This window comes from Flavobacterium aquaticum (assembly GCF_003259835.1).
GTDB lineage: Bacteria > Bacteroidota > Bacteroidia > Flavobacteriales > Flavobacteriaceae > Flavobacterium > Flavobacterium aquaticum.
Window position 1 is genome coordinate 57,865 of record NZ_QLMI01000001.1, and the last position, 15,575, is coordinate 73,439.

Annotated in this window: 18 protein-coding genes; 9 read left to right on the plus strand and 9 right to left on the minus strand. The window is 34.0% G+C overall.

What is annotated here, in order from left to right; all coding sequences use genetic code 11:
• Positions 1 to 4: 4 nt before the first annotated feature.
• From B0I03_RS00300 to B0I03_RS00330, 7 genes are all read left to right on the plus strand, one after another.
• Positions 5 to 676 (plus strand): TIGR02117 family protein, encoded by a 672-nt coding sequence (locus B0I03_RS00300; protein ID WP_111565498.1) that lies wholly within the window; start codon positions 5 to 7, stop codon positions 674 to 676.
• Between the two features lie 21 nt (positions 677 to 697).
• On the plus strand, positions 698 to 1,000 hold the full coding sequence (locus B0I03_RS00305) for a hypothetical protein (RefSeq protein WP_111565499.1): 303 nt from the start codon (positions 698 to 700) through the stop codon (positions 998 to 1,000).
• Positions 981 to 1,271 (plus strand): hypothetical protein, encoded by a 291-nt coding sequence (locus B0I03_RS00310; protein ID WP_111565500.1) that lies wholly within the window; start codon positions 981 to 983, stop codon positions 1,269 to 1,271. The genes B0I03_RS00305 and B0I03_RS00310 overlap by 20 nt, the downstream gene beginning before the upstream one ends.
• A 124-nt stretch (positions 1,272 to 1,395) precedes the next feature.
• Complete coding sequence (locus B0I03_RS00315; protein ID WP_111565501.1) at positions 1,396 to 3,252, plus strand: DNA topoisomerase IV subunit B; 1,857 nt, start codon at positions 1,396 to 1,398, stop codon at positions 3,250 to 3,252.
• A gap of 3 nt (positions 3,253 to 3,255) precedes the next feature.
• On the plus strand, positions 3,256 to 3,759 hold the full coding sequence (locus B0I03_RS00320) for a hypothetical protein (protein WP_146603237.1): 504 nt from the start codon (positions 3,256 to 3,258) through the stop codon (positions 3,757 to 3,759).
• Positions 3,760 to 3,768: 9 nt separating this feature from the next.
• Positions 3,769 to 6,480, plus strand: coding sequence for a DNA gyrase/topoisomerase IV subunit A (locus tag B0I03_RS00325; protein ID WP_111565503.1), 2,712 nt, complete (start codon positions 3,769 to 3,771; stop codon positions 6,478 to 6,480).
• 107 nt (positions 6,481 to 6,587) lie between these two features.
• Complete coding sequence (locus B0I03_RS00330; RefSeq protein ID WP_111565504.1) at positions 6,588 to 8,261, plus strand: formate--tetrahydrofolate ligase; 1,674 nt, start codon at positions 6,588 to 6,590, stop codon at positions 8,259 to 8,261.
• A gap of 151 nt (positions 8,262 to 8,412) precedes the next feature.
• Here the strand turns inward: B0I03_RS00330 and B0I03_RS00335 are convergent, their stop codons facing one another.
• The 8 genes from B0I03_RS00335 to B0I03_RS00370 all read right to left on the minus strand — a co-directional run bounded on the left by B0I03_RS00335 (position 8,413) and on the right by B0I03_RS00370 (position 13,049).
• Positions 8,413 to 9,183 carry a TerC family protein gene (locus B0I03_RS00335; RefSeq protein WP_111565505.1) on the minus strand — a complete coding sequence of 257 codons (771 nt, stop codon included), beginning with the start codon at positions 9,181 to 9,183 and terminating at the stop codon, positions 8,413 to 8,415.
• Between the two features lie 34 nt (positions 9,184 to 9,217).
• Positions 9,218 to 9,589 carry a DNA topoisomerase IV gene (locus B0I03_RS00340; protein ID WP_181452310.1) on the minus strand — a complete coding sequence of 124 codons (372 nt, stop codon included), beginning with the start codon at positions 9,587 to 9,589 and terminating at the stop codon, positions 9,218 to 9,220.
• A gap of 1 nt (position 9,590) precedes the next feature.
• Complete coding sequence (locus B0I03_RS00345) at positions 9,591 to 9,830, minus strand: DUF6095 family protein (protein ID WP_111565506.1); 240 nt, start codon at positions 9,828 to 9,830, stop codon at positions 9,591 to 9,593.
• Positions 9,830 to 10,294, minus strand: a complete 465-nt coding sequence (locus tag B0I03_RS00350; protein ID WP_111565507.1) for a hypothetical protein — start codon at positions 10,292 to 10,294, stop codon at positions 9,830 to 9,832. The genes B0I03_RS00345 and B0I03_RS00350 overlap by 1 nt, the downstream gene beginning before the upstream one ends.
• Positions 10,295 to 10,302: 8 nt before the next feature.
• Positions 10,303 to 11,121 carry an N-acetylmuramic acid 6-phosphate etherase gene (gene murQ, locus B0I03_RS00355; protein ID WP_111565508.1) on the minus strand — a complete coding sequence of 273 codons (819 nt, stop codon included), beginning with the start codon at positions 11,119 to 11,121 and terminating at the stop codon, positions 10,303 to 10,305.
• A gap of 4 nt (positions 11,122 to 11,125) precedes the next feature.
• The gene (locus tag B0I03_RS00360; RefSeq protein ID WP_026726256.1) at positions 11,126 to 11,506 is read right to left on the minus strand and encodes a PH domain-containing protein; all 381 of its coding nucleotides are present in this window, start codon (positions 11,504 to 11,506) and stop codon (positions 11,126 to 11,128) included.
• A 65-nt stretch (positions 11,507 to 11,571) separates the two neighbouring features.
• Complete coding sequence (locus tag B0I03_RS00365) at positions 11,572 to 12,306, minus strand: ZIP family metal transporter (RefSeq protein WP_111565509.1); 735 nt, start codon at positions 12,304 to 12,306, stop codon at positions 11,572 to 11,574.
• Positions 12,306 to 13,049, minus strand: coding sequence for an SAM-dependent methyltransferase (locus B0I03_RS00370; protein ID WP_111565510.1), 744 nt, complete (start codon positions 13,047 to 13,049; stop codon positions 12,306 to 12,308). Before B0I03_RS00370 ends, B0I03_RS00365 begins: the two co-directional genes overlap by 1 nt.
• Positions 13,050 to 13,159: 110 nt before the next feature.
• On the opposite strand from B0I03_RS00370, the gene B0I03_RS00375 reads away from it, so the two are divergent.
• Both B0I03_RS00375 and B0I03_RS00380 read left to right on the plus strand, forming a co-directional pair.
• A complete protein-coding gene (locus tag B0I03_RS00375; RefSeq protein WP_111565511.1) occupies positions 13,160 to 14,323 on the plus strand; it encodes a THUMP domain-containing class I SAM-dependent RNA methyltransferase in 1,164 nt (387 codons plus the stop codon).
• Between the two features lie 59 nt (positions 14,324 to 14,382).
• The gene (locus tag B0I03_RS00380) at positions 14,383 to 14,616 is read left to right on the plus strand and encodes a hypothetical protein (RefSeq protein ID WP_111565512.1); all 234 of its coding nucleotides are present in this window, start codon (positions 14,383 to 14,385) and stop codon (positions 14,614 to 14,616) included.
• 102 nt (positions 14,617 to 14,718) lie between these two features.
• On the opposite strand, the gene B0I03_RS00385 is transcribed toward B0I03_RS00380, so the two are convergent.
• Positions 14,719 to 15,363, minus strand: coding sequence for a hypothetical protein (locus B0I03_RS00385; RefSeq protein WP_111565513.1), 645 nt, complete (start codon positions 15,361 to 15,363; stop codon positions 14,719 to 14,721).
• Positions 15,364 to 15,575: the final 212 nt, after the last annotated feature.

Genomic DNA, 15,575 nt, shown 5'->3' on the forward strand with positions numbered 1-15,575 from the left:
TATTATGAAAACCATCAAAAAACTACTAAAGTATTTCGCAATTTTCATTCTATCATTATTTGCGTATTTGTTAATCGTAACCTTATTGTCATTTGTTTCTGTAAATGAAGATGTTGCTGAAAATCATGGGGAAATTCCAATTTACATTCTAACAAACGGAGTTCATACCGATATTGTTTTACCAATAAAAAACGATTATCACGATTGGTCAACCCAACTCAAATTTGAACATACCAAATCAAAAGACACTACGTATCAATATGTGGCTTTAGGTTGGGGCGACAAAGGTTTTTATTTAGAAACGCCCACTTGGGCTGACTTAAAAGCAAGTACAGCTATAAAAGCAGCTTCAGGTTTGAGCACATCGGCTATGCATGTGACGTTTTATAAACATTTGAAAGAGAACCAATCTTGTAAAAAGCTTCAAGTTTCGTTAGAAAATTACAAAAAGTTAATTGCGTTTATTAATGAATCTTTCCAAACAAAATCAGGTGAATTTCTAAAAATAGAAACCAATGCCGTTTACGGAAAACACGATGTTTTTTACGAAGCCAACGGAAGTTATTCGCTTTTTTACACCTGCAATTCTTGGGCAAATCAAGTCTTAAAATCAGCGAATCAAAAAGCCGCCCTTTGGACAATTTCGGATAGTGGGATTTTTAGGCATTATGAATAACAGATTGATTATTTTTACAAAATGAAATTATTTTTATTTGCTCTGATTCCAATAATACTTTTTGGGACTAAAAAAGATTTAGTTCAGAATAATAAATTCAACAATCATAAAGTTACAGATACAATTAAAGATGTTGATACACTTTTGATTGGAGATTTGAATTCAGATAAAATTCCAGATACAATTTTCCGATTTTATCCTCAAATGATAAATGCAACAGAAGATTATGACGGAGATTGTGTAAATAACGCTTGTGATGTTACGTTTAAGTTTTCGTTCACAGACAAGCAAATTGTAATATACAATGCAATTGGTGCTGGTTGAGAATTTAGGTGACATTAATAAAGATGGATTTTGTGAGTTTGCAATTTTCCCACACTGGTACATCGGTTGTTGGGGGAAGATTCAATATTTTACTTTCAAAAATAATGAATGGAAAAATTTCGGTTTTGCTCGTGCAAATATTTGTGAAGAAGTGACTTTTGAAAAACATGTAAAGGTAATTTCTACAAAGAAAATCAAAGTTATGGAGGTGTATCCTAATAAGGATTATTCTGAAATGCTACAAAGATATAAAACTCTAAAATTGGATTAATTTTTATCTTTTCTCTTTCCTCTTTTCTCTATCTTCTTAACCGTATTTTGTCAATAACTTATCGGTTTTTCGCTTCTAAACTTTGGAGATAAATGCTATATTGCACAAAATCCAAAATCTGTCTATGTTAGAGCAAAATCAATATACCGAAGACAATATACGTTCGCTCGATTGGAAAGAGCACATTCGTATGCGTCCGGGTATGTATATCGGAAAATTAGGTGACGGTTCATCGCCTGATGATGGTATTTACATTCTGTTAAAAGAAGTTATGGACAACTGTATCGATGAATTCGTTATGGGTGCCGGAAAAACCATTGAAGTTACTATCAAAGATAAATTGGTAACCGTTCGCGATTATGGTCGTGGCATTCCGTTAGGAAAAGTCGTTGATGTAGTTTCCAAAATGAACACAGGAGGAAAATACGATTCTAAAGCCTTCAAGAAATCCGTAGGTTTAAATGGTGTTGGTACGAAAGCAGTAAATGCTCTTTCGAATTACTTCCGAGTAGAATCGGTTCGTGATAACCAACAAAAAGCAGCGGAATTCTCAGCCGGAAATCTTACACTGGAAGAAGATATTCAAGAAACTACAAAGCGAAAAGGAACCAAAGTTTCTTTCGTTGCCGATGATACCATTTTCAAAAACTACAAATACCGAAACGAGTACATCATCAAAATGCTTAAGAACTATTGTTATTTAAATCGTGGTTTAACGATTTATTACAATGGAGAAAAATACGTTTCGGACTATGGATTGAAAGATTTATTGGAAGAAAATATTTCGGCTGAAGATATGGTTTATCCAATCATTCACTTGGAAGGAGACGATATCGAAGTCGCTATTACACATAGTAAATCTCAATATTCTGAAGAGTATCATTCGTTCGTTAACGGACAAAACACCACGCAAGGAGGAACGCATCTAGGTGCTTTCCGTGAAGCGATTGTAAAAACCATCAAAGAATTTTACAACAAACCTTTCGAAGCTTCGGATATTCGTAAATCGATTGTTTCAGCGGTTTCGGTGAAAGTGGAAGAACCCGTATTCGAATCACAAACGAAAACCAAATTAGGCTCAACCGATATTGGTCCAAATGGTCCATCAGTTCGTACGTTCGTAAATGATTTTATCAAAACGAATTTAGACAACTTCTTACATAAAAATCCAGAAGTAGCTGATGCGCTATTGCGTAAAATTTTACAAGCGGAGCGCGAACGTAAAGAGCTTTCAGGTATACGAAAATTAGCCAAAGAACGTGCTAAAAAAGCAAGTTTGCACAATAAAAAATTACGCGATTGTCGTGTGCATTTAACCGATGCTAAAAATCCAAGAAGTTTAGAAAGTACGCTTTTCATTACCGAGGGAGATTCGGCTTCGGGTTCGATAACTAAGAGTCGCGATGTGAATACGCAAGCGGTTTTCAGTTTACGAGGTAAGCCTTTAAATTCTTACGGAATGACGAAAAAAATCGTATACGAAAACGAAGAATTCAATTTATTACAAGCGGCATTAGATATTGAAGAATCGATGGAAGATTTGCGCTACAACAACATTGTAATCGCCACCGATGCCGACGTGGATGGTATGCACATTCGCTTGTTATTGATTACGTTTTTCTTGCAGTTTTTTCCTGAGTTGATTAAAGACGGACACTTGTACATTTTACAAACGCCATTATTCCGTGTGCGAAACAAAAAAGAAACGATTTATTGCTACAGCGAAGAAGAGCGCGTTAACGCCATCGAAAAACTAAAACCAAAACCAGAAATCACCCGATTCAAAGGATTAGGGGAAATTTCGCCAGATGAGTTTAAGCATTTTATCGGGCAAGACATTCGCTTAGATCCGGTCATGTTAGATAAAGCCACTACGATTGAAACCTTGTTAGAATTCTACATGGGTAAAAACACCCCAGACCGACAAGAGTTCATCATCAACAATTTGAAAGTGGAGTTGGATGTGGTAGAGAAGAATTAGGTAATGATAAGATATAAATCATACATATATTCTGGTATTGGAATTCCATTTGTAGCGCTTTTGGTCTCTATATTGTTTTATTTTATTGCTATTACATTTTTTGTAGATTGGGTTTCATGGATGGTGATAAGTTTTGGAATAGCACTTTTTGTTTATAGTTTTAAATGGATAAATAATGAAATGTTTGATATTTATTTTAAAGAGAATGAAATAGAAATCAAATATGTTTACAGAAAGAAAATACAAATTATCAATTATCAAGATTTAATAAAATATACATTTATTGAAACATCTAAGAGTTCTAATAATTCGTTTAAAACAAAAGATTTTCATTTTGTCTTTAATAGAGTAGTAGCTAATAATCATTTTATTGAGTTTTATAAATTTTTAAAATCAAAAAACGAAAATTTAGAAATTGAAATTTTTCCATTAAGCTCTAATTTAGAATATTTAAGACAACAAGAATTTGGACTTAGTTATAGAAAAATATTAAAAGAAACATTATAATTCATCGTAATGAAAGACGAAGAAGATAACATCATCCCAGAAGACGACAATTTAGAAAATCAAGATCAACCTCAAAAAGAGGAAGGTTTTGAAGATATTCATGTGTCAACGGGACATCATTTTTACGAAAACAACGAAAATCCAGAGGATACCATTACCAAAGTTACAGGAATGTACAAAGATTGGTTCTTGGATTACGCTTCCTATGTAATTTTAGAGCGTGCTGTTCCTGCGATTGAAGACGGTTTTAAACCGGTACAACGTCGTATCATGCATTCCATGAAGGAGTTGGATGATGGTCGTTACAACAAAGTAGCGAATATCATCGGACACACCATGCAGTATCATCCTCACGGAGATGCGAGTATTGGGGATGCTATGGTAAACATCGGGCAAAAAGATTTATTGATTGATTGCCAAGGAAACTGGGGAAATATTCTAACAGGAGACGGAGCCGCAGCACCTCGTTACATCGAAGCGCGAATTTCGAAATTTGGTCACGATGTATTGTTCTCGCCAAAAGTTACCCAATGGCAATTGAGCTATGATGGTCGTAAAAATGAACCAATTCATTTGCCTGTAAAATTCCCATTATTGTTAGCACAAGGTGGAGAAGGAATTGCGGTAGGTTTATCAACTAAAATTTTGCCTCACAATTTCAATGAGTTAATCGATGCGTCTATTAAAATTTTAAAAGGAAAACCTTTCACACTTTTTCCAGATTTCCCAACAGCCGGAATTGCTGATGTTTCCAATTATAATGATGGAATGCGAGGTTCTCGTGTGCGCGTGAGAGCTAAAATCGCACCACTAGATAAAAATACCTTGGTGATAACCCAAATTCCGTTTTCAACCGATACTACAAAATTGATTGATAGTATTTTGAAAGCCAATGAAAAAGGGAAAATCAAAATCAAGAAAATTGAGGACAACACCGCTGCCGAGGTTGAAATCGTAATTCATTTACAACCCGGAACTTCGCCAGACAAAATGATTGACGCGTTGTATGCATTCACCGATTGTGAGTTGTCTATCGCGCCTTTAGGTTGTGTTATCGAAAATTGTAACAAGCCTTTGTTTATTGGTGTTTCTGATATTTTGAAGATTTCTACGAATCGTACCTTGAATATTTTAAAACGAGAATTAGAAATTCAATTGGACGAACTCGAAGCGAAGTGGCATTTTGCGAATTTAGAGAAGATTTTCATTCGTGAAGAAATGTACATCGACTTCAAATTGTATTCGGATAGAGATTCGCTTTACAAATACATGTACGACCGATTTGAGCCTTTCAAAACCATTCTAATTCGAGAAATTGAAGACGACGATTTACAACGTTTGACCCAAATTCCAATGATTCGTATCACACGATTTGACTCGGATAAAGCAGATGATGCGATTGCAAAATTGGAAGCCGAAATAGAGCAAGTAAAACATCATTTAGATCATTTGATTGATTATGCCGTGGATTATTTCACCACTCTAAGAGACAAATACGGAAAAGGAAGAGAGCGTTTAACCGAATTACGTAATTTCGATAACATTCAAGCGACGAAAGTAGTATTGCGTAACCAAAAATTCTATGTAAATAGAGAAGAAGGTTTCGTAGGAATGGGCTTGAAAAAAGACGAATATGTAGGTGAATGTTCCGATATTGATGATGTTATTGTTTTCTTACGCGATGGAAAAATGATGGTCACCAAAATCGATGATAAAAAGTTCGTTGGAAAAGACATCATTCACATTGCAGTTTTCGATAAAAATGACAAACGTACCATTTACAACATGATGTATCGCGATGGTAAAAATGGTTCTACGTTTATCAAGCGTTTCAATGTTTCTGGAGTAACTCGTGATAAATTCTATGATTTAACACAAGAAAAAGCAGGTTCAATGGTGTCGTATTTCTCAGCAAATCCAAATGGAGAAGCCGAAGTCGTTACGATTTTATTACGCCAAGTAGGAAGTGTAAAAAAACTGAAATGGGATGTCGATTTTTCGGATATTGCCATCAAAGGAAGAGCTTCTCGTGGAAATACGGTTACCAAATATCCAATCAAAAAAATCGAACTAAAAGAGAAAGGAATTTCAACTTTACGTCCGAGAAAAGTTTGGTTTGATGATACGGTACAACGATTGAATGTCGATGGAAGAGGCGAATTGTTAGGCGAATTTAAACCAAACGACCGCTTGTTAATTGTCAACCAATCAGGGAAACTGAAAACAATAATTCCAGAACTTTCTACGCATTTTGAAGAAGACATGATTGTGTTAGAAAAATGGAATCCAAATAAACCGGTTTCGTGTATTTATTACTGTGGTGAAAAAGACAGATATTTTGTAAAACGTTTCTTAATTGAAAACGAAAATAAAGAGGAAATCTTCATTACTGAACACGATAAATCGCAACTAGAAATCGTTTCTACCGATTGGCGTCCTGTTGCTGAGGTGGTTTTTGCTAAAGTGAAAGGCCTTCAAAAAGAAAATCAAGTAGTGGATTTAGAACAATTCATTGCTGTGAAAGGAATCAAAGCTCTAGGAAATCAATTAACTACGGATAAAATTAAGCAGATAAATATGTTAGATCCGCTTCCGTATGAAGAGATTTTAGAAGAACCAGAAATTCAGCAAGAAACTTCAGATGATAATGAAGGTGCTGATATTCAAGATTTCAATATAGAATTAGACGACGACGGACAAATAACGTTGTCTTTAGAATAAAATTCTGACCTGCAAGGTTTTACTTTGCAGGTTTTTTTATTGATTTTTATCATTTTTCATTCCAAATAAAACACTTAATTTCGCTCCAAAATAAAACACAACAACTAATGTCAACATTTCCATCAGACATTGAAATTGCACAAAATGCAACGATGTCTCACATAAAAGATATTGCCAAAAAAATCAATATTTCAGAAGACGATTTAGAATATTACGGTAAGTACAAAGCCAAGTTACCACTACACTTACAACAAGAAAACCCAAAAGGCAAACTGATTTTAGTTTCTGCCATGTCACCAACAAAATATGGTGAAGGTAAAACTACCATGTCTATCGGTTTGACGGATGGTTTGAATTACATTGGTAAAAAAGCAATTGCCGTTTTACGTGAACCTTCACTTGGACCTGTTTTTGGTTTAAAAGGTGGCGCTGCTGGTGGTGGTTACGTTCAGGTGTTACCAATGGAAGATATCAACTTACATTTTACAGGTGATTTTTCAGCGATTGAAAAGGCAAATAACTTGCTTTCAGCGGTGATTGATAACAATTTACAAAACACGAAATATTCTTTAAATCTTGACCCAAAATCGATTGCATGGAAACGTGTGATGGACATGAACGACCGATCTTTACGTCAGATTATTATTGGAGTAGGAGCGAAAGCGAATGGAACGATGCGTGAAGACGGTTTCAATATTACACCCGCTTCAGAAGTGATGGCGATTTTATGTTTGGCAAAAGATTTAGAAGATTTGAAATTCCGATTAGGAAATATATTCGTTGGAAAAACTTTGGATGGAAAAGCGATATTTGCTCGCGATTTGAATGTAGTAGGAGCCATGGCAACTTTATTGAAAGACGCAATCAAACCTAACTTAGTGCAAACCATCGACGGAAATCCAGCGATTTTACACGGTGGACCATTTGCTAGTATTGCACAAGGAACAAATACCGCAATCGCTACAAAAATGGGATTATCGTTAGGAGATTACGTAGTAACAGAAGCAGGTTTTGGTGCCGATTTAGGTGCGGAAAAATTCTTGCATATCAAGTGCGAACAAAGTGGTTTAAAACCAGATGCCGTGGTTTTAGTGGCAACAATTAGAGCTATTAAACATCACGCGGGATTAGCTGCTGAAGATTTTAAAACGGAAAACGTAAGTGCTATTGAGAAAGGTTTCTGTAATTTGGAAAAACACATTGAAAACATGCAACAATTTGGATTAAATCCTGTGGTTTGCATCAATGCTTTTCCAGATGATACGCAAGCGGAATATGATAAATTGAAAGAATTATGTGTAACTAAAGGTGTAACTGCAATTGTAAGTACCGCTTTTGTTTATGGAGGAAAAGGTTCGGCAGCTGTTGCTGAAAAAGTTATAGCAGAAATTGAAAAAGGAACTGCGAATTATAAACCGTTATATCAACCAACGGATAATATTGAACATAAAATTAATGTGGTAGCCAAAACGATTTATGGTGCGAATTCAGTAGAGTTTTCTCCAAAATCGAAAGCGCAATTAAAAATGATTAACGATTTAGGTTTCAGTCATTTTTCGGTTTGTATGGCGAAAACGCCTGCGAGTTTTTCAGACAATGAAAAGTTAATTGGTCGCCCAACGAATTTTGATATTACGGTTCGTGAATTTGAAATTGCCAGTGGCGCTGGATTTATTGTACCGCTTTTAGGTGAAGTAATGCGAATGCCGGGTTTACCAGCGGTACCAAACGCAGAACGAATTGATATTGATAACGAAGGAAGAATTAAGGGATTGTCTTAGAATTTTGACACAAATAAACAATACAAATCCTATCTAACCCTGATAGGAATGAAAATAAAAAATGGTGATTAATTAAAATCACCATTTTTTATTGTAATGTATAGCAGGAATAGGGTCAGCCGATATGTCCCGAACCATTCGTTGCTGAATTTTATTTTTTCTTACGCATTTTCATGTTTAAAAATTCTACTGCTAATGAGAATGCAATTGCAAAATATAAATAACCTTTAGGAACAGCACCTACGTGTTGACCCACTAATTCGGCATGTGATAAGTGCATACTCTCGGTAATCAACATAAATCCGATTAAGATTAGAAAGGCTAAACCTAAAATTTGAATCGATGGATTAGCGTTTACGAAATTTCCAACAGGAACTGCAAATAACATCATAACTCCAACCGAAATTACTACAGCAGTAATCATAATTACTAATGCACCTTCGATACCGTTTGTCATACCTACCGCAGTTAAAATACTGTCAACAGAGAAAATTAAGTCAATTAGAAGAATTTGTATAATTACACTTGAAAAAGATTTAGTAGCCGAAGTTTTAAGTTCTTTTTCTTCTTCACCTTTATGGTCTACTTTTTCATGAATTTCTTTCGTGCTTTTATAAATTAAAAACAATCCTCCAAGTAATAAAATCAAGGCTTGACCTGTAATATCTGCTGAAAACCAACCAAAGTCAAAACTGAACCAAGGTGCTTTCATGGCAATTAATAAGGTAATTCCAAATAACAATGCAATACGCATAAACATCGCTAAGAATAATCCTATTCGGGTTGCTTTTTTACGTTTTTCTTCGGGTAATTTTCCGGTAACAATTGAAATAAAGATGATGTTATCGATACCTAAAATGATTTCTAAAAAACTTAGGGTTAACAAGGCTACCCAAGCATCGGGATTTAAAAATACTTCCATTTTGTGTTTTAGTTTTAGAACTTGTTATACGATATTAATTCTGTTTTGTTACAGTACCACGTTGCTTTTTTGAATCGCCCACAAAAGAATATTCAAAAGTGTATGAATCAGAGTCAGTAGTCAAAATTTTCATTTGAACTGGTTTTTTCTCTTCGCGATTTTTTGGATTGATATTTTGAATAACATATTCGCAATTGTTAGTCCATCGTACTTTAAAAGTGTCGATTTTTCCTTCGTAGGTTTCTATTTGAATAGAATCGTTTCGTTCAAAAGTACTGGTATATTTTTTACCTTCGATTTCAGTTTCCGAAGTAAATTTTCCGGTTTTAAAATCTTTACAATTGCGTTCTTGATTGTAGCAAGAAACCAGAAGTAGCGCCGAAAATAAAATAAAAATGGATTTCATATTATGTATTTGTGTTTTTATCACCTTCAAACATACTTTTTACCAGAGTAGTAATTCCTTTAAATATCAAAAACATAGCTGCTAACGCAATTATGATTCCTAATGCTAAAATATAAGGATATAACGGATGTTTTTCGTTTTTAAAAGCACTGTTTATAATTACTGGTCCAAGAAATAATAATGGTAAAGCGCCTGAAAGATATTTTATACCTTTTGCTAGTATGTTTTTATCTGTTGCCATTAGAAATTAATTCGAAGTCCAACTCCATTACTATTATTCACAATATTTAGTTCAAAATTATCGCCTAATGTTTTCTTTTCGTCAATTAATCCTTGATTATACATGTCTACACTTTCTTGAACCATTTTTTTTCTTCCCGATAAAATAGGAATAGAAATAGCCATTAAACCAACACCAGCATAGGTAATTGCTGTAGGATATTTTACATCTGAGGTTAATCCCATTACTAAATCGGCAACTGTTCCTCCAATTCCTACTCCCAAAAGAAAACCTCCAAGTGATTCTTTCGTTTTTGCATTTTTAAAAACACGTAACGCTTTTAAATCTGTTTTCATTAAATTTTTGGTTTCAAACGAAGACAATTGTTCTCCATTTTGATAAATTTTACCATTTGTATATTCTAATTTTTGAGCAAAAGATATTGAAAAACCAAATACTGCCAAGATTAAAAAGAATTGTTTCATAGTATGTTTTATTTTTTGTTGTTGTAAAAATCTACTGCATTTCTAACACTTCCGTGTGTTTGTAATAATTGATTGGCTTCTTCATAACTTACCGGAATTTCCTCCATAATCATTCGAGTTCCTCTGTCAATTAATTTGGTATTGCTTAACTGCATGTCGACCATTTTGTTGCCTTTTACTTTTCCAAGTTGAATCATAGTGGCAGTCGATATCATGTTTAAAACCAACTTCTGAGCCGTTCCTGCTTTCATGCGTGAACTTCCTGTTACGAATTCTGGTCCAACTACCACATCAATCGGAAATTTAGCCGTTTTTGATAATGGACTTTCGGCATTACAACTAATACTTCCTGTGCTGATGTTATTTTGATTACACATTTCCAAACCACCAATTACATAAGGTGTGGTTCCCGAAGCAGCAATTCCAACTACAACATCATTTTCATTGATATTCCATTGTTGTAAGTCTTTCCAAGCTTGTTCTCGATCGTCTTCGGCAAATTCTACTGCTTTTCTAATCGCCGTATCGCCACCAGCAATAATTCCGATTACCAAATCAAACGGAACACCGAAAGTAGGTGGACATTCCGAAGCATCTACAATTCCTAAACGACCAGAAGTCCCAGCTCCAATGTAAAACAAACGACCACCTTGTTTCATTTTCGAAACAATTTCTGTCACTAGTTTTTCAATTTGTGGTAACGCTTTTTCAACAGCTAACGGAACAGTTTTGTCTTCGTTATTGATATTCGTCAACAAATCTGTAACCGACATTTTTTCTAAATGTTCGTATTTGGAAGCTTGTTCAGTGGTTTTGGTAAAGTTCATGCGATTATTTTAAAACGTGATGCGCCAAAACATTCTGCACATCATACACATTAACTGATTTATTAAATTGTTTCACGATACTTGGATGAGCTTCGCTTGAAACCCAAATTTTCAATTCGGCTTCTAAGTCAAAAGTTCCTGCCGTTTCTACGCTGAAGCGTGAAATGCTTTTGTAAGTAATGGATTTATATTCGATTTTGCTACCAGTAATCCCTTGTTTTTCAATTAGAATTAATCGTTTGTTGGTGAAAATAAAAGTATCACGAATTAATTTGAAACCTAATTCGATTTCTTCACCTGTAATCAAAAGTTTACCATAATCTTTAACTAAAGTTTCTTGATTTACAGCACCTGCATTGCCAAGTAGCGCAGAAAATAATCCCATATTAAATGTTTTAAATGTTCTTCAAATTTAAGTAAAAAGTACTTATGTTTTATGTTGATTTACGATTAATGCGAATGTCCCATTTCAATAATGTAAGCCAAAACAAAACCAAATACAATCATGGTAATTTTAGCCAAGTTGAATTTATGTCCTTCGTTACTTTCAAAAATAATAGTAGACGAAATGTGAAATAAAATCCCCACTACAACTGCCGAAATTTCTTTTGAATAATGTTGGGCAAAATGCATTTGTTCCGCTAGTAAAGTTCCAAGCGGTGTCATTAATGCGAAAGAAAACATAAACGCAAAAATCATCATTTTATTCATCTTCGCATTTACGAAAAACAAAGTCAAAATAATAGCAATAGGGAAGTGGTGTACCGCAATTCCGTATGCTAAATTGTTGTTTTCGTGAATTGGGAAACCTTCTAACAAGGCATGAATGCACAAACTAATAAACAACAACCACGGAATGTGGTGCAATTCGTTATGCTCATCAGTATGCACGTGAACGTGACCGTGTTCGGCTCCTTTTGAGAAAAATTCTAGTAGGATTTGGAATAAAATTCCAATCATAATAAAAACACCAACAGGTAAAGAGGTATGTGCTTCTTCTCCTTCGTGACTATGATTATGTCCTTCACTAAATAATTCAGGAAGTAAGTGCAAAACTGTTAACGAAAGTAAAAACGCACCACTGAACGCCAATAATAATTTGATGTTTTTTTTCTTTTGAGGCTTTAAAAACAAAGCGATTAAAAACCCTAAAATAACGGCTGAAAAGGTGATGATATATTGCATTATTTAAAAATCATAATTAAACGTTCGGATTGTGTTTTAAAGAATTTTCGCAATTTATAATCGCCAAAAATATCCAAAAGATAAATGCCGGCTTCTTCCATCATTTTCTCAAAATCTTCTAAGCGAAGGGCTTGTACTTTTTCGGTAAAATGAAACTTTTCGCCTTTATCTTCAAAATTAATTTCTTTGTAAATGTGTCCGTCTTTCAAATAACGTTTGATGTGAAAATCAATTCCGTCTACCGATTTTATTTCATCGGCAACTAAATTTTCCAACACATAATCCACATTCATAAAATCGATAACGGCAAAACCTGTTTCGGTTAAACTGTTGTGAATGGCTTTGATGGTTTTGTTATTGTCGGCATCGTCTTCAAAATAGCCAAAACTGGTGAATAAATTGAAAATCGCATCGTACTTTTCGTTACACGTTTCGCGCATATCGTGCACTTTGAAATGCAGTTTCTCATTAGCAAATTCAGATGCTTCTTTAATACTATTTTCAGATAAATCAGCACCTGTAACATCAAAGCCTAAAGAGTTTAAATAAATCGCATGACGCCCTTTTCCACAAGCTAAGTCTAAGATTTTAGCGTCTTCTGGAAGGTTTAAATAATGCGTTAAATTGTCCATTAACAATTGCGCTTCTTCGTCGTTGCGTTCCTTGTATAAAATGTGATAATATTCGGTATCAAACCAAGATTCGAACCAATTTTCTGATACAGGCTTTTGAATTTCTGACATTTATTCTTTTTCTGGCAAATTAATCTTGCAAATTTAATGTATTTTTGCACAAGAATACCTTAATTATTGCGATTGCAATTGATTTTTGCAATTGAACTTGAAATTGAAGAATGGAAAATTATAAAATGACTGCCAAAACCTTTTTTGGTTTTGAAGAAATATTAGCTAGAGAATTACAAATTCTTGGCGCACAACAAGTGGAAATCGGTACACGTGTGGTGAGTTTTAAAGGCGATAAAGGATTTATGTACAAGGCTAATTTGGCGCTTCGTACGGCTTTAAAAATCTTAAAACCTATTAAAACGTTTAAAGCACATAACGATAAAGCGTTGTATGAAGGCATCAGAGCGATTGATTGGTCGGATTATTTAACGGAACACAATACGTTTTTGGTAGAAACGACTTTGCATTCTGAAAACTTCAATCACAGTCAGTTTGTGGCTTTGAAAACCAAAGATGCTATTGTGGATCAATTTAGAGATTTGAACGGAAAGCGTCCAAGTATTGATAAAGATTTTCCAGATTTACAAATTCATATACATATTGATAGAGATACGGTTACGGTTTCTTTAGATACCTCGGGAGCTTCGTTGCACCATAGAGGCTATCGTACAGCTACGAACATTGCGCCTATCAACGAAGTTTTAGCAGCAGGAATGTTGATTTTATCGGGTTGGGAAGGGAAAAGTCATTTCTTAGATCCAATGTGTGGTTCGGGAACTATTTTAGCCGAAGCAGCGATGATTGCTTGTAACGTACCAGCGAATATTAATCGTAAGGAATTTGGTTTTGAGAAATGGAAAGATTGGGATGCGGAATTATTTGATAACATTATGGAATCGTTATTGAAGAAAACACGCGAATTTCATTATACTATTACAGGTTACGATAAAGCGCCAAGTGCGGTTTCAAAAGCAAAAGACAATGTTAGAAATGCCAATTTAGATGAATATATTACCATTACTAACGAAAACTTCTTCGATTCTAAAAAAGAAACCGAAGGACCATTACACATGGTGTTCAATCCGCCTTATGGTGAGCGTTTGGATATTGATATGGAACGTTTTTACAGAGAAATTGGTGACACTTTAAAACAAAATTATCCAAATACCAACGCTTGGTTTATTACTGCCAATTTAGAAGCTTTGAAATTCGTAGGATTAAAACCAAGTAGAAAAATTAAACTTTTCAATGGAAAACTTGAAGCACGTTTGGTGAAATACGAAATGTACGAAGGCAGTAAGAAAGGAAAGTATATGAATACTGAGGAATAGATTGGAGTAATTAGTAAAAAGGGATTAGTCATCGATTTAACAATTAAACATTATAAACAATGAGCAAAAAAGTAAAATCATTCTTATATAACTTCTTAGGATTTGTGGTGATTTATTTACCAACCTTATTTTTAGTAGACGAATTCACGCATTTGAATGGACTTTGGATTCCAATGACCGCTTTTATGGTAGCTTTAATTTTAGCTCCTAAGTTCCAAGCGATAAAAACGCACAACGGTGAAAAAATTTACATGAAGTGGTTTTTTATTAAAGGTGTGAAAGAAATAGAATAAGGAAATCCCGAGTGTGAGCTCGGGATTTTTTGTTTTTTTGTTCACGAGCGTGACGCTCGCGCTGGCAAGGGATTTCTTGTAACTGCTGTTGGCACATGTTTTTTATCTTTTTACTTTATTATTGTTATATTCAATTTTTCTATTTATGTCATTATTTGCTTTACTCCAGTCTACAGTTGGTTGTATAGTTTTTATAGCATTAATGTCTTTTTCATAATTATTTTTATATAAAACTAGGGTATCATTTTCATTAGCATATTCATTAAAAATGATGTTACCAACATATGTAATTTCTCCCTTTTTAACATCAAAAGGAATGGAAAAACTGCCTGAATAATTTGTTCTTTGCAGTGCTGCAATTCCACTGTTTGTAAATAATCGTATACTTGGAATTTCATATTTTCCTTCAGGTCTTTCGATTGCAAATAAATAAGTTAATCCATTATCTAATTGTCCCTTATGTTTCATTTTCCAAATTTGTTCTGGGCTTATTTGTATTTCAGTTGATTTTTTTTTAGCAATTTTTTCATCTGTATCTTTTGCATTTACTCTTATGAAATATCCATTGAATTTAGCTTTCTCCTTTGGAAATGTTATAGAACCTATAATTAATCCATTTTGAGTTGTTTCTTTTTGAAAACTCATAGGCTCACTTGAAAGTCCTGAAACTGCACAACTTTGAACTAAAATAATTGTTGAAAATAACACAACTGATAACGTAATAATTTTGAATAACTTCTTTTTCATTTTGTTTTTTTATCCCTTATTGTTAATTTTTTTGGCAAAATATCTGCCAACTTTTATATGTACTCAGTTTTTTATTGTTTAGTTGAGCATAGTTAGCAGTTTTTGGGTAGATATGCTCAACTTAGTTGCATATTATTTCGTTAGATTCAAATATAATAAAATATTTACAACTTTATGAATCATCTCACAAAAAAAGCGTTACGAAAGTAGCG

What these genes read in the sequence shown, in the direction of transcription:
- B0I03_RS00350 (WP_111565507.1), bottom strand. Translation starts at nt 10,294, where the DNA reads ATGAAACAATTCTTTTTAATCTTGGCAGTATTTGGTTTTTCAATATCT.
- B0I03_RS00365 (WP_111565509.1), bottom strand. Translation starts at nt 12,306, where the DNA reads ATGCAATATATCATCACCTTTTCAGCCGTTATTTTAGGGTTTTTAATC.
- B0I03_RS00385 (WP_111565513.1), bottom strand. Translation starts at nt 15,363, where the DNA reads ATGAAAAAGAAGTTATTCAAAATTATTACGTTATCAGTTGTGTTATTT.
- murQ (WP_111565508.1), bottom strand. Translation starts at nt 11,121, where the DNA reads ATGAACTTTACCAAAACCACTGAACAAGCTTCCAAATACGAACATTTA.
- B0I03_RS00340 (WP_181452310.1), bottom strand. Translation starts at nt 9,589, where the DNA reads ATGAAATCCATTTTTATTTTATTTTCGGCGCTACTTCTGGTTTCTTGC.
- B0I03_RS00370 (WP_111565510.1), bottom strand. Translation starts at nt 13,049, where the DNA reads ATGTCAGAAATTCAAAAGCCTGTATCAGAAAATTGGTTCGAATCTTGG.
- B0I03_RS00315 (WP_111565501.1), top strand. Translation starts at nt 1,396, where the DNA reads ATGTTAGAGCAAAATCAATATACCGAAGACAATATACGTTCGCTCGAT.
- B0I03_RS00305 (WP_111565499.1), top strand. Translation starts at nt 698, where the DNA reads ATGAAATTATTTTTATTTGCTCTGATTCCAATAATACTTTTTGGGACT.
- B0I03_RS00330 (WP_111565504.1), top strand. Translation starts at nt 6,588, where the DNA reads ATGTCAACATTTCCATCAGACATTGAAATTGCACAAAATGCAACGATG.
- B0I03_RS00335 (WP_111565505.1), bottom strand. Translation starts at nt 9,183, where the DNA reads ATGGAAGTATTTTTAAATCCCGATGCTTGGGTAGCCTTGTTAACCCTA.
- B0I03_RS00380 (WP_111565512.1), top strand. Translation starts at nt 14,383, where the DNA reads ATGAGCAAAAAAGTAAAATCATTCTTATATAACTTCTTAGGATTTGTG.
- B0I03_RS00310 (WP_111565500.1), top strand. Translation starts at nt 981, where the DNA reads ATGCAATTGGTGCTGGTTGAGAATTTAGGTGACATTAATAAAGATGGA.
- B0I03_RS00325 (WP_111565503.1), top strand. Translation starts at nt 3,769, where the DNA reads ATGAAAGACGAAGAAGATAACATCATCCCAGAAGACGACAATTTAGAA.
- B0I03_RS00300 (WP_111565498.1), top strand. Translation starts at nt 5, where the DNA reads ATGAAAACCATCAAAAAACTACTAAAGTATTTCGCAATTTTCATTCTA.
- B0I03_RS00360 (WP_026726256.1), bottom strand. Translation starts at nt 11,506, where the DNA reads ATGGGATTATTTTCTGCGCTACTTGGCAATGCAGGTGCTGTAAATCAA.
- B0I03_RS00320 (WP_146603237.1), top strand. Translation starts at nt 3,256, where the DNA reads ATGATAAGATATAAATCATACATATATTCTGGTATTGGAATTCCATTT.
- B0I03_RS00375 (WP_111565511.1), top strand. Translation starts at nt 13,160, where the DNA reads ATGGAAAATTATAAAATGACTGCCAAAACCTTTTTTGGTTTTGAAGAA.
- B0I03_RS00345 (WP_111565506.1), bottom strand. Translation starts at nt 9,830, where the DNA reads ATGGCAACAGATAAAAACATACTAGCAAAAGGTATAAAATATCTTTCA.